A 12,325-nucleotide genomic window follows, 5' to 3' on the forward strand; every position below is an offset into this window, starting at 1 on the left:
CCGTCCGGCGTCCAGAAAGGACACGACACATGAGGCCCGGTGGGAACCGCGGCTGGCTGCTCCGCCTCGTCATCGCCTTCGGCTTCGCGCAGGGGGCGGTGTCGATGGCCCGGCCCGCCGTCTCCTACCGGGCCCTCGCGCTCGGCGCCGACGAGCGGGCGATCGGCGTCATCGCGGGCGTCTACGCGCTGCTGCCGCTCTTCGCCGCCGTCCCCCTCGGCCGCCGCACCGACCACGGCCGCTGCGCGCCCCTGCTGCCGGCCGGCGTCGTCCTGATCGCCGGCGGCTGCGCCCTGAGCGGCGCCGCCGGCTCCCTGTGGGCGATGGCGCTGTGGAGCGGCGTGATGGGCCTCGGGCACCTCTGCTTCGTCATCGGCGCCCAGTCGCTCGTCGCCCGCCAGTCCGCGCCCCACGAACAGGACCGCAACTTCGGCCACTTCACGATCGGCGCCTCCCTCGGCCAGCTCGTCGGGCCCGTCGCGGCGGGCGCGCTGATCGGCGGCCACGACATGGCCCGCAGCAGCGCCCTCGCGCTCGTCGTGGCGGGCGCGGGAGCCGCCGTCGCGTTCACGACGCTGTGGCGCATCGAGCACCGTACGGCGGCCAAGTCCCGTACGGGGCAAGGGGAACGGGTGCCGGTGCGGGGCATCCTGCGCGCCCGGGGCGTGCCCGCGGGGATCCTCATCAGCCTCTCGGTGCTGTCCGCGACCGACATCCTCACCGCCTACCTCCCGGTGGTCGGCGAGCACCGGGGCATCGCCCCGTCCGTCATCGGCGTCCTGCTCAGCCTGCGCGCGGCGGCCACCATCGCCTGCCGCCTGGCGCTCACGCCCCTCCTGCGGCTGGTCGGCCGCACCCCGCTGCTCACCGGCACCTGTCTGCTGGCCGCCCTGCTGTGCGCGGGCATCGCGCTGCCGGTGCCGGTGTGGGCGCTCGGGGTGATGCTCTCGGTGCTGGGCTTCTGCCTCGGCGTGGGGCAGCCGCTGTCGATGACGACCGTCGTGCGGGCCGCCCCCGACAGCGCCCGCTCCACGGCGCTCGCCCTGCGGCTGACCGGCAACCGCCTGGGTCAGGTGGCCGCGCCCGCCGCCGCGGGCCTGGTGGCCGGGGTCGCGGGTGTCGCCGCGCCGTTCGTGATGCTCGGCGCGCTGCTGCTGGTCTCCTCGGGCGTCGCGCTGCGCTCACCGGCCCGCCCCGCTGAGCCGAAAGGGCGACATTCGACGGCTCGTACGGCGTTGTGACCGCCATTCCGGGTCGGACGTGACTCAGAGTCAGACCAAGAGTGATTTGTATGAAAATCACCTGACTCGGAGGAAACTACATGACCACCTCGGTCCGTCCGCGCCGCGCCGCCGCGCTCGCGGTTCTCGCCGCCGCGGGCACCACGCTCCTCGCGGCCCCCACGGCCGTCGCCGCCCCCGGTGACAACGGAGACGTCAAGATCCACTCGGTCGGCACGGCGCCCGACGACCCGCGCAACGAGCCGAAGGTCTGCAAGTTCTATCTCGCCGCCTTCAACTTCGACACCGTCCAGCAGGTCGCCTGGACCATCCAGACCCAGCCCCTGGTCCCGAACGGGCCGACCCGCCAGGGCAGCCTGACCCTGCAGAACGGCGCCGGGCAGACCCCGCCCATCTCGCTGCCCGACGGCCAGTACAAGCTGACCTGGAAGATCGTCGGCGGCATGGGCGCCGGCAAGCACAAGGTGTTCAAGGTCGACTGCCCCGACGACCCGACCACGCCGCCCAACGGCGGTCCCCCGGCGGGCGGCGGCGGCCTGGCCCGCGACGACGCCTTCAACCCGGTCGCCGGAGCCGCGGGCGTCGGCGTCGCCGCGATCGGCGGGGTCGCCTGGCTCCGGTTCCGTCGGCGTGCCGATGGCACGGCCTCCTGAGCGCAGGGGCCGGCCCGTCAGCCGGACGCGCGCCTTCCGCCTGACGCGGACGGTTCTCGTGGCCGTCAGCCTGGTGGCGGGCGGCGTCTGGTGGGCCCAGGACGACGAGCCCGGAGCGGCCACCGCCGCTCCGGGCCCCGCGGCGACCCGCCCGGACGGCACGTCCCACGCCGCCGAGCGGGTTCCCGCACGGACGGCGGCACCGGCCGCCCCGCGCGCGACGCCGAGTCCCCCGGCCGCGCCCCGGCCGCTGCCGCCGTCCCGTGCCACCCGGCTCTCCGTCCCCTACCTCGACGTCGACGCCCCGATCATGGGCCTCGAACTCGACGCGCAGCGCCGGATGACGGCCCCGCCCGACGACGACCCCAACCTGGTCGGCTGGTACGAGGGCGGCCCCACGCCCGGCGAGAACGGCACCGCCGTCGCCGTCGGACACCTCGACACCGCGAAGGGCCCGGCCGTCTTCGCGGGCCTCGGCGAACTGAAGCGCGGGCGCCGCATCGAGGTCCGGCGCGCCGACGACCGCACCGCCGTCTACACGGTCGACACCGTCAAGTCCTACGAGAAGGACGACTTCCCCGACGAGGAGGTCTACGGCCACCGGGGCCGCCCCGAACTGCGGCTGATCACCTGCGGCGGCACCTACGACCGGCGCGAGGGCTACTCCGGCAACGTGGTCGTCTTCGCCCACCTCACCCAGGTCCGCGACCCCGGCAGGCCCCACGACGGCAACTGAATCCGGGCGTCCGCTTTCTCACCTGCTGAGCAGGCGCGTCCGATCCCGCCCTGTCTCTTCCCCCGGGTGCACACATTCCGTTAACTTCCGTGACCCACAGCCCCGTACGACCCGTGCGGGGCATCCGACCGCGGAGCACCAGCGCCCAGTGAGCCCCCGGGGGCACCAGCCATGACACGCGCCATCTCCCTGCACGACGTGAGCAAGTCCTACACCCGCGGCGTCCGCGTGGTGGACCGGTTGTCCCTGGACATATCGCCCGGCGAGTTCCTCGTGCTGCTCGGCCCGTCCGGCTGCGGCAAGTCCACGGTGCTCCGGATGATCGCGGGCCTGGAGGAGATCGACGAGGGCCGGCTGTTCCTCGACGGCGAACTCTGCAACGAACTCCCGCCGTCCGCAAGGGACATGGCGATGGTCTTCCAGAACTTCGCCCTCTACCCGAGCATGACCAGCCGCGACAACATCGGCTTCCCGCTGCGCATCGAGAACCCGGGCACCGACCCCCGCCCGCGCGTGGACGCCACCGCCCGCATGCTCGGCATCGAGGACCTCCTCGACCGCTTCCCGAGCCAGCTCTCCGGCGGCGAGCGCCAGCGCGTCGCGATGGGCCGGGCCATCGCCCGCCACCCCTCGGCCTTCCTCATGGACGAGCCGCTGTCCAACCTCGACGCCAAGCTCCGCAACCACCTGCGCGCCGAGATCTCCAAGCTCACCCGCGAACTGGGCGTCACCACCGTCTACGTCACCCACGACCAGTCGGAGGCCATGTCCCTCGGCGACCGGGTCGCCGTCCTGCGCGGCGGAGTCCTCCAGCAGGTCGACACCCCGCGCATGGTCTACGCGCTGCCCGCCAACGTCTTCGTCGCCGCCTTCATCGGCACCCCGCGCATCAACCTGCTGCGCGGTCTGGTCCGCGCGCCGCTCGACGGCGCCATGACCATCAGCCTCGGCAAGCAGTTCCTGCGGCTGCCCGAACCGCTCTCCCTCGACCACCAGTTGCTGCGCGTCCAGCAGGGCCGCGAGGTCATCGTGGGCCTGCGCTCGGAGGCCGTGCGGATCGCCCAGCCGGCCGCCGCCCGGCCCGGAGAGATGGCCATCACCGGCCTCGTGGAGCACGTGGAGTACCAGGGCCACGAGAACCTCGTCCACTTCAACACCGGCTCCCGCCCCGCCGTCGTGCCCGACCTGGAGGCACCGCGCCCCGAGCGCCCGGTCCGCAGGCGCCGCCGCGAGGGCACCGTCCTGGACCGGCTCAGGGAGAAGGCGGGCGGCCTGCGCGCCGGGCCGGTGGTCGTCCTCGACCACCCCGAGCCCGACGCGCCCGAACCCGCCCGCGCCGATGCCCGGCTCCCCGGCGACCTCATCGTCCGCACCACCCCGGACATCGCCCTGCGCCACGGCATGCAGGTCCCGCTCCTCGTCGACATCGGCCACATGTTCGTCTTCGACCAGGACGGCGAACGCATCTGCCCCGCCCCGGCGCGGCTGCCCGACCTCGGGGGCGCCTGAAACCACCGGGGGAGGGTGAGCCGTACCACTGGGGGCCGCCCCTGGTGCCGGAAAACTAACGGCGCTAGTTTGGGGGCGGACGACGAGGCCCGCCCGGAGGGAACGCCATGAAGGCACACGACGGCATGTACATCGACGGCGCCTGGCGCCCGGCCGCCGGCCAGGACGCGATCGAGGTCGTGAACCCGGCCGACGAGCAGGTCATCGGCCGGGTACCGGCCGGCACCGCCCTGGACGTCGACACCGCCGTACGGGCCGCGCGCGCCGCCCTCGCCGGATGGGCCGCCACCCCGCCCGCCGAGCGGGCCACCCGCCTCGCCGCGCTGCGGGACGTGCTGGTCGCCCGCAAGGACGAGATCGCCGCGACCGTCACCGCGGAACTCGGCTCGCCGCTGAAGTTCTCGCAGGCCGTGCACGTGGGCGCCCCGATCGCGGTGGCGGGCTCGTACGCCGAACTCGCCGCCACGTACGCCTTCGAGGAGAAGGTCGGCAACTCGACCGTCTACCAGGAGCCGATCGGCGTCGTCGCCGCCATCACGCCCTGGAACTACCCGTTGCACCAGATCGTCGCCAAGGTCGCCCCGGCGCTCGCCGCCGGCTGCACGGTCGTCCTCAAGCCCGCCGAGGACACGCCGCTGACCGCGCAGCTGTTCGCGGAGGCGGTGCACGAGGCGGGCGTCCCGGCCGGCGTCTTCAACCTGGTGACCGGCCTCGGCCCGGTGGCCGGCCAGGCCCTCGCCGAGCACCCCGGCGTCGACCTGGTGTCCTTCACCGGCTCCACCGCCGTCGGCCGACGGATCGCCGCCACCGCGGGCGCGGCCGTGAAGAAGGTCGCCCTCGAACTCGGCGGCAAGTCCGCCAACGTCATCCTGCCGAGCGCCGACCTCGCCAAGGCCGTCAACGTCGGCGTCGCCAACGTGATGTCCAACTCCGGCCAGACGTGCAGCGCCTGGACCCGGATGCTGGTGCACTCCGCGCGGTACGACGAGGCCGTGGAACTCGCCGCGGCCGCCGCTGCCAAGTACGGCGACCGCATCGGCCCGGTCGTCAACGCCAAGCAGCGGGAGCGGGTGCTCGGTTACATCGAGAAGGGCGTCGCCGAGGGCGCCCGCCTGGTCGCCGGCGGCCCCGAAGCGCCGCACGACAAGGGCTACTTCGTCAGCCCCACCGTCTTCGCCGACGTCAAGCCCGGCATGACCGTCGCCCAGGAGGAGATCTTCGGCCCGGTCCTGTGCGTCCTGCGCTACGAGGACGAGGACGAGGCCCTGGACATCGCCAACGGCACGATCTACGGCCTCGCCGGCGCCGTGTGGGCGGGCGACGAGGCCGAGGCGGTGGCCTTCGCGCGCCGCATGGAGACCGGCCAGGTCGACATCAACGGCGGACGCTTCAACCCGCTGGCCCCGTTCGGCGGTTACAAGCAGTCGGGCGTCGGCCGCGAGCTCGGCGCGCACGGCCTGGCCGAGTACCTCCAGACCAAGTCGCTCCAGTTCTAGGCCCACGCACGCTTTCGTCCACCTCCCTCCCGCCCCAGGAGAGTTGTCCCGCCATGGCTGTTCGCGCCGCCGTCCTGCCCGCCGTCGGCTCCCCGCTGGAGATCACCGAGATCGACCTGCCCGACCCCGGACCCGGCCAGGTCCGCGTCCGGCTCGTCGCCGCCGGGGTCTGCCACTCCGACCTGTCCCTGACCAACGGCACCCTGCGACTCCCCGTCCCGGCCGTCCTCGGCCACGAGGGCGCGGGCACCGTCGTCGCCGTCGGCGAGGGCGTCGGCCACCTCGCGCCCGGCGACGGCGTCGTCCTCAACTGGGCGCCCGCCTGCGGAAACTGCCACGCCTGCGCGCTCGGCGAGGTCTGGCTGTGCGCCAACGCCCTGGCCGGCGCCGCCGAGGTGCACGCCCGCCGCACCTCCGACGGCACCGACCTCCACCCCGGCCTGAACGTCGCCGCGTTCGCCGAGGAGACCGTCGTCCACGAGTCCTGCGTGCTGCCCGCGCCGGACGGCGTCCCGCTCACCGACGCCGCGCTGCTCGGCTGCGCCGTCCTCACCGGATACGGCGCCGTCCACCACTCCGCCAAGGTCAGTCCCGGCGAGACGGTGGCCGTGTTCGGCGTCGGGGGAGTGGGCCTCGCCGCCCTCCAGGCCGCGCGGATCGCCGGCGCCTCGAAGATCGTCGCGGTCGACGTCTCCCCGGAGAAGGAGGACCTCGCGCGCGCCGCGGGCGCCACCGACTACGTCGTCGCCTCCGACACCACCGCCCGCGAGATCCGCGCCCTCACCGGCAAGCAGGGCGTCGACGCGGCCGTCGAGTGCGTGGGCCGCGCCGTCACCATCCGCACCGCCTGGGAGTCCACCCGGCGCGGCGGACGCACCACCGTCGTCGGCATCGGCGGCAAGGACCAGCAGGTCACCTTCAACGCCCTGGAGATCTTCCACTGGGGCCGCACCCTCTCCGGCTGCGTCTACGGCAACTCCAACCCGGCGCAGGACCTCCCGGTGCTCGCCGACCACATCCGCACCGGACGCCTCGACCTCGCCTCCCTGGTGACCGAGCGCATCGCCCTGGAGGGCATCCCGGCGGCCTTCGAGAACATGCTCGCCGGAAAGGGCGGACGCGCCTTGGTGATCTTCTAGCGGGTCCCCGCCGACACGGCACGGCACGGCGCGCCACAGCGCCCGCCGTCACGGCACGGCCCCGTCCGTACGGTGCCCGTCCGCACGGCGCGCCCCGCACCCGCCCCGGCCTCCCCGCGAGGCCGGGGCCACAGGCATGCCCGCGTACCCCGTGCCCCGCGCCCCCTCAGGTCACGGTCGAAACTCCTGCCGCACGACCCGTTGACGTCCATACCGTCCGGTCAGTACGTTCCCCGGAACCCAGAGCCGCCCCCCACCGTTCCGTCCCCGCAACTCCCCGGAGCGTGCACCTCATGGACACGGCCCCTTCCGCTCAACCGCTCACCACCCCCACCCCCACCGCCCCGAACCGGCGCCGCGTCGCCGGCGCCGCCGCCCTCGCCTCCGCCGTCGAGTGGTACGACTACTTCGTCTTCGGCATCGCCGCCGCGCTCGTCCTCGGCGACCTGTACTTCCCGGCCGGCAGCTCCACCGCCGGCGTCCTCGCCGCCTTCGCCACCTTCGCCGTCGGCTTCCTCGCCCGCCCCCTCGGCGGCATCGTCGCCGGGCACCTCGGCGACAAGCGCGGCCGCAAGCCCATGCTCGTCCTCGCCCTGACCCTGATGGGCGTCGCCACCACCGGCATCGGCCTGCTGCCCACGTACGAGACCATCGGCGTCGCCGCGCCGATCCTGCTCGTCCTGCTGCGCATCGCCCAGGGCGTCGCCGTCGGCGCGCAGTGGGGCGGCGCGATGCTGCTCGCCACCGAGTACGCCCCCGAGGGCAGGCGCGGCGTCTACGGCAGCGTCGTCCAGCTCGGCGTGCCCATCGGCGTCGTCACCGCCAACTCGGTCTTCCTGCTGGCCGGCGCGCTCACCACGGAGTCCGCGTTCACCGCCTGGGGCTGGCGCGTGCCGTTCGTCGTGGGCCTGCTCGTCCTCGGCCTGGCCTGGTACATCCACACCCGCGTCGAGGAGACCCCGGAGTTCCGGGCCGCCGAACGGGCGCTCGCCGAGAAGGAGCAGGCGGAGAAGGCGGCACGCACCTCGCCGCTGCGCACGATCCTGCGCGGCCACCTCGGCACGGTGCTGCTGGCCGGCGGCTCCTTCGCCGTGAACACCGCGACGTTCTACATCATCATCACCGGCGTCCTCGACTACACGACCCGCGAACTCGGCATGGAACGCGGCGCGGTGCTCGCCGTCTCGCTCTGCGTCAGCCTCACCCAGCTGGTGCTGATCCCGGCCGCCGCCGCCCTGTCCGACCGCATCGGCCGCATCCGCATCTACGCCGTCGGCGCGGCCGGCATCGGCCTGTGGGCGGTGCCGCTGTTCCTGCTGATCGACACCGGATCGCTGCTCTGGCTGGCCGTCGGCACGTTCGTCGCGAGCTGCTTCCTCAGCATCATGTACGGCCCTCAGGCCGCCCTGTTCGCCGAGCTGTTCACGGCGGAGATGCGGTACACCGGCGCCTCCCTCGGCTACCAGATCGCGGCCGTCGGCGGCGGCGGGCTCGCGCCGTTCGTGATGGTCCTGCTGCTGGAGGCGACGGGCACGTCGATGGCCGTGTCCGGCTACATCGTCGCGCTCGCGGTCGTCGCCCTGGTGTCCATCAAGGTCCTGTCGGACCGGGCGCGGGCCCAGGCCGACGCGGCGGCCGACTCAGCGGGCTGAGTCCGCGGCCCGAGCCGCCGCCCGCGACCGGGACCGGGACCGTGACCGGGACACGGCGACGCCCGCCAGGCACAGCACGCCGCCCACCAGCGTGAGCGGCCCCGGCACCTCGCCGAGCGCCAGCCACGACATCAGCACCACCAGTGCGGGCACCGCGTACGTGGTCGCGCCCATGCGGCTCGCGCTCGTCCGGGCGAGCGCGTACGCCCATGTCGTGAAGGCGAGCGCGGTCGGGAAGACGCCCAGGTAGACCATGTTGAGGGTCGCCGACGCGGGAGCGCCGGCCGCCTCGTGGACGAGCTGCCCGGCGAACGGCAGACAGGCCACCGCCCCGACCAGGCAGCCGAACGTCGTCACCTGGAGCGGGCTCGCCGCGCCCAGCGCGGGCTTCTGGGCGACGACACCGCCCGCGTACGCGATCGCCGCGAGCAGGCACAGCACGACGCCGAGCACCGAGGCGCCGCCCTCGCCGGACATCGACAGCCCGACGGTCACGGCCCCCGCGAAGGACACCGCCATGCCCGCCAGCAGCCGGGGCGGCATCGCGTCCCCGAGCAGCCGCGCGCCGAGCAGCGCGATCAGCACCGGGCCGATGTTCACGACCAGCGCGGCCGTGCCCGCGTCCACCTGCTGCTCGCCCCAGTTGAGGGCGACCATGTAGAAGCCGAACCACAGCACGCCGGACACCGCGATCCCGCGCCACGCGGCCCGCGGCGGCAGCCCTTCCCGGCGTATCAGGCAGATGACGGCCAGCGCGAGCGCGCCGGACAGCAGCCGCCCGAGCGCCAGCGCGCCCGGCGAGTACGCCTCGCCCGCACTGCGGATCGAGACGAACGCGGAGGCCCACAGCACAACGGTGACGGCCGCGGCCCCGGCGGCAAGCAACTCACCACGACGCACGGGGGAGACGGAGAGGTCAGGGGCGGTGCTCATCATGCTCCAGAGACTAGGAGGCGAGGGCGAAGGGGTCTCGCGTGTTTCGGACGGGGAGCCGGCGGGCCCCTGGCCGGGGGCTTCGCGGGCGGCGGGGTGGTCGGACGGTCGTTCCGGGGCGGGTCCTCCGGCGCGGCCTCGCGGCAGGCGTCGGCTGATCGAGCCGGTCGGATGCCTCCCCCTGGAGCCCGCCGTGTTCGGGTCGGTCGGGCAGGTCTCGCGTGGCGGGTGTCCGCCGCCCGGCGCGGGGGCGGGGTGGGTCGGGGCCCGGTTCATCGCAGTGTCATCGGGTCGATGCCCAGCAGCGTGGACAGCGCTGCCTCGCCCGTCGTCGTCACCTTCACCGCCCGCTGGGAGCCGACGCGCACGCACCAGCCCGTGGCCAGAGCGTGCCGGCACAGGGCCGCGCCCGCGATGCCGGCGAGGTGCGGGCGGCGCTCGGTCCAGTCGAGGCAGGCGCGGGCGAGCGGGCGCCGGCCGCGGCGGTCCAGGTCGATTCCCGCCGCCTCGAACCACGCCAGCCCCGCGTCCGTCAGCGCGAACCCGGTGTCCTGCCGCAGCAGTCCGCGTGCCGTGAGCGCGTCGGTCACCGCGATGCCGAGCCGCCCGGCGAGATGGTCGTAGCAGGTCCGGCCGCGGGCCATCGCCGACCCGGCGCTCGCCTCCCGCAGCGAGCGCGGGCGCGACGGCGCGGCGTCCGGCGCGATCTGCGCGGCCAGGTCCTCGACGAGCTGCGCGACTCGCGCGTCGGCCAGCCGCACGTACCGGTGCCGGCCCTGGCGTTCCTCGGCGAGCAGTCCGCCGGCCACGAGCCGGCCCAGGTGTTCGCTGAGTGTCGAGGCGGCCACGCCCGCGTGCCGCGCCAGCTCGCCGGCGGTCCACGCCCGCCCGTCGAGCAGCGCCAGCAGACAGGCGGCCCGCGTCTCGTCCGCGAGCAGTGCGGCGAGCCGGGCCAGGTGCGGTGCCCGCGCGTCCCTGGAGGTCATGCGTACAGGATGCGGTACGCACACTTCGGCGCCCGCCGAACGATCGCCGGGGGCGCGACGGGCGTCAGACGGCGCGCGCCACCTGCTCGTACTGCACCGCGAGCCCGTCCAGCAGCGCCGCGAGCCCCGTCTCGAAGGCCCGCTCGTCGATCTTCTCCTGCTGCTCGGCGAGGAGGTGGGCCTGCCCCAGGTGCGGATAGTCGGCGGGGTCGTAGGCGCTGGCGTCGTCCACGAAGCCGGCGGCGAAGGAACCGAGCGCCGAGCCCATGATGAAGTACCGCATCAGCGCGCCGATCGAGGTGGCCTGCGCGGGCGGCCACCCCGCGTCGACCATCGCGCCGTACACCGCGTCCGCGAGCCGGAGCGCGGCCGGGCGGCGGCCGGGCCCGCGGGCGAGCACCGGGACGATGTTGGGGTGGTCGCGCAGCGCCGTCCGGTAGGAGACGGCCCAGTCGTGCAGCGCGGTCCGCCAGTCCCGGCCGTCCTCGAACATCGACAGGTCGACCTGGGCGCTCACCGAGTCGGCGACGGCCTCCAGGATCTCGTCCTTGGTCCGGAAGTGGTTGTAGAGCGAGGGCCCGCTGACCCCCAGTTCCGCGGCGAGCCGGCGCGTGGAGACGGCGGCGAGGCCCTCCGCGTCCACGAGCGCACGGGCCGTCTCGACGATCCGGTCGGTGCTGAGCAGGGGCTTGCGCGGTCGGGCCATGGCGCACATAGTAGGGCTGCGCAGAGAAACTAGCAGTGCTAATTTAAATGTACGGCTTTCAAGATCCGTCTTCAGTGGGGTGACTCGGCATGAACCTGGAGCTCAGCGAGGAGCAGACCGCCGTCCGGCAGCTCGCCCGGGACTTCGTGGAGCGCGAGATCGCCCCCCATGTCGTCGCCTGGGACCGCGCCGAGGAGGTGGACCGCGGCATCGTGAAGAAGCTCGGCGAGGTCGGCTTCCTCGGCCTGACCGTCGACGAGGAGTACGGCGGCTCCGGCGGCGACCACCTCGCGTACTGCCTGGTCACCGAGGAACTCGGCCGCGGCGACTCCTCGGTGCGCGGCATCGTCTCCGTCTCGCTCGGCCTGGTCGCCAAGACCATCGCCGCCTGGGGGAACGAGGAGCAGAAGCGCCGCTGGCTCCCCGGCCTCACCTCCGGCGCGTACGTCGGCTGCTTCGGCCTGACCGAGCCCGGCACCGGTTCCGACGCCGGGAACCTCGCCACCCGCGCGGTCCGCGACGGCGGCGACTTCGTCATCAACGGCAGCAAGATGTTCATCACCAACGGCACCTGGGCCGACGTCGTGCTGCTCTTCGCGCGCTCCACCGACGCGCCCGGCCACAAGGGCGTCTCCGCCTTCCTGGTGCCCACCGACACCCCCGGCCTGACCCGCCGCACCGTGCACGGCAAGCTCGGCCTGCGCGGCCAGGCCACCGCCGAGCTGGTCCTGGAGGACGTCCGCGTGCCCGCCTCCGCGCTCATCGGCGAGGAGGGCCAGGGCTTCAAGGTCGCCATGTCCGCGCTCGCCAAGGGCCGGATGTCGGTCGCCGCCGGCTGCGTCGGCATCGCCCAGGCGGCCCTGGACGCGGCCGTCAAGTACGCGGGGGAGCGCGAGCAGTTCGGGAAGACCATCGCCCATCACCAACTCGTCCAGGAACTCATCAGCGACATCGCCGTCGACGTGGACGCCGCCCGGCTGCTCACCTGGCGGGTGGCCGACCTCGTCGACCGGGGCCGGCCGTTCGCCGTGGAGTCCTCCAAGGCCAAGCTGTACGCCTCCGAGGCCGCGGTCCGCGCCGCCAACAACGCGCTCCAGGTGTACGGCGGATACGGCTACATCGACGAGTACCCGGCGGGCAAACTGCTGCGCGACGCCCGCGTGATGACCCTGTACGAGGGCACCAGCCAGATCCAGAAGCTGGTCATCGGGCGCGCGCTGACGGGGGTCTCCGCCTTCTGAACCGGCCTTCTGCCGCGTTCTGAGTACGTCGTC

General features: G+C 74.0%; 11 protein-coding genes. 8 read left to right on the forward strand and 3 right to left on the reverse strand.

What is annotated here, in order from left to right; translation table 11 throughout:
• Positions 1-29: 29 nt before the first annotated feature.
• From ACZ7D7_RS32095 to ACZ7D7_RS32125, 7 genes are all read left to right on the forward strand, one after another.
• Entirely contained in the window at positions 30-1,241 is a 1,212-nt protein-coding gene (locus ACZ7D7_RS32095; protein ID WP_470828906.1) for an MFS transporter, read from the forward strand.
• 80 nt (positions 1,242-1,321) lie between these two features.
• Positions 1,322-1,894 carry a hypothetical protein gene (locus ACZ7D7_RS32100; protein ID WP_470828908.1) on the forward strand — a complete coding sequence of 191 codons (573 nt, stop codon included), beginning with the start codon at positions 1,322-1,324 and terminating at the stop codon, positions 1,892-1,894.
• A 58-nt stretch (positions 1,895-1,952) separates the two neighbouring features.
• A complete protein-coding gene (locus ACZ7D7_RS32105; RefSeq protein WP_470828909.1) occupies positions 1,953-2,630 on the forward strand; it encodes a class F sortase in 678 nt (225 codons plus the stop codon).
• 171 nt (positions 2,631-2,801) lie between these two features.
• The gene (locus ACZ7D7_RS32110) at positions 2,802-4,139 is read left to right on the forward strand and encodes an ABC transporter ATP-binding protein (protein WP_470828910.1); all 1,338 of its coding nucleotides are present in this window, start codon (positions 2,802-2,804) and stop codon (positions 4,137-4,139) included.
• Between the two features lie 107 nt (positions 4,140-4,246).
• Positions 4,247-5,635: an aldehyde dehydrogenase family protein gene (locus tag ACZ7D7_RS32115; RefSeq protein ID WP_470828911.1), complete on the forward strand. Its 1,389-nt coding sequence runs from the start codon at positions 4,247-4,249 to the stop codon at positions 5,633-5,635.
• 53 nt (positions 5,636-5,688) lie between these two features.
• Positions 5,689-6,774 (forward strand): Zn-dependent alcohol dehydrogenase, encoded by a 1,086-nt coding sequence (locus ACZ7D7_RS32120; protein ID WP_470828913.1) that lies wholly within the window; start codon positions 5,689-5,691, stop codon positions 6,772-6,774.
• 293 nt (positions 6,775-7,067) lie between these two features.
• Positions 7,068-8,426, forward strand: a complete 1,359-nt coding sequence (locus ACZ7D7_RS32125; RefSeq protein WP_470828914.1) for an MFS transporter — start codon at positions 7,068-7,070, stop codon at positions 8,424-8,426.
• On the opposite strand, the gene ACZ7D7_RS32130 is transcribed toward ACZ7D7_RS32125, so the two are convergent.
• The 3 genes from ACZ7D7_RS32130 to ACZ7D7_RS32140 all read right to left on the reverse strand — a co-directional run bounded on the left by ACZ7D7_RS32130 (position 8,415) and on the right by ACZ7D7_RS32140 (position 11,051).
• The gene (locus tag ACZ7D7_RS32130; protein WP_470828916.1) at positions 8,415-9,362 is read right to left on the reverse strand and encodes a DMT family transporter; all 948 of its coding nucleotides are present in this window, start codon (positions 9,360-9,362) and stop codon (positions 8,415-8,417) included. The two genes, ACZ7D7_RS32125 and ACZ7D7_RS32130, sit on opposite strands and share 12 nt — an antisense overlap.
• Positions 9,363-9,631: 269 nt before the next feature.
• Complete coding sequence (locus tag ACZ7D7_RS32135; RefSeq protein ID WP_470828917.1) at positions 9,632-10,345, reverse strand: ArsR/SmtB family transcription factor; 714 nt, start codon at positions 10,343-10,345, stop codon at positions 9,632-9,634.
• A gap of 64 nt (positions 10,346-10,409) precedes the next feature.
• Positions 10,410-11,051, reverse strand: coding sequence for a TetR/AcrR family transcriptional regulator (locus tag ACZ7D7_RS32140; protein ID WP_470828918.1), 642 nt, complete (start codon positions 11,049-11,051; stop codon positions 10,410-10,412).
• Between the two features lie 89 nt (positions 11,052-11,140).
• Between ACZ7D7_RS32140 and ACZ7D7_RS32145 the strand changes: the two genes are divergently transcribed.
• Positions 11,141-12,292 (forward strand): acyl-CoA dehydrogenase family protein, encoded by a 1,152-nt coding sequence (locus tag ACZ7D7_RS32145; RefSeq protein ID WP_470828919.1) that lies wholly within the window; start codon positions 11,141-11,143, stop codon positions 12,290-12,292.
• The last annotated feature ends 33 nt before the right edge of the window (positions 12,293-12,325 follow it).

This window comes from Streptomyces sp. NPDC037054 (assembly GCF_055606745.1).

Bases quoted from the DNA above. Each gene is read 5' to 3' on its own strand.
- ACZ7D7_RS32095 (WP_470828906.1), top strand. From the start codon at position 30: ATGAGGCCCGGTGGGAACCGCGGCTGGCTGCTCCGCCTCGTCATCGCC.
- ACZ7D7_RS32100 (WP_470828908.1), top strand. From the start codon at position 1,322: ATGACCACCTCGGTCCGTCCGCGCCGCGCCGCCGCGCTCGCGGTTCTC.
- ACZ7D7_RS32110 (WP_470828910.1), top strand. From the start codon at position 2,802: ATGACACGCGCCATCTCCCTGCACGACGTGAGCAAGTCCTACACCCGC.
- ACZ7D7_RS32115 (WP_470828911.1), top strand. From the start codon at position 4,247: ATGAAGGCACACGACGGCATGTACATCGACGGCGCCTGGCGCCCGGCC.
- ACZ7D7_RS32120 (WP_470828913.1), top strand. From the start codon at position 5,689: ATGGCTGTTCGCGCCGCCGTCCTGCCCGCCGTCGGCTCCCCGCTGGAG.
- ACZ7D7_RS32125 (WP_470828914.1), top strand. From the start codon at position 7,068: ATGGACACGGCCCCTTCCGCTCAACCGCTCACCACCCCCACCCCCACC.
- ACZ7D7_RS32130 (WP_470828916.1), bottom strand. From the start codon at position 9,362: ATGATGAGCACCGCCCCTGACCTCTCCGTCTCCCCCGTGCGTCGTGGT.
- ACZ7D7_RS32135 (WP_470828917.1), bottom strand. From the start codon at position 10,345: ATGACCTCCAGGGACGCGCGGGCACCGCACCTGGCCCGGCTCGCCGCA.
- ACZ7D7_RS32140 (WP_470828918.1), bottom strand. From the start codon at position 11,051: ATGGCCCGACCGCGCAAGCCCCTGCTCAGCACCGACCGGATCGTCGAG.
- ACZ7D7_RS32145 (WP_470828919.1), top strand. From the start codon at position 11,141: ATGAACCTGGAGCTCAGCGAGGAGCAGACCGCCGTCCGGCAGCTCGCC.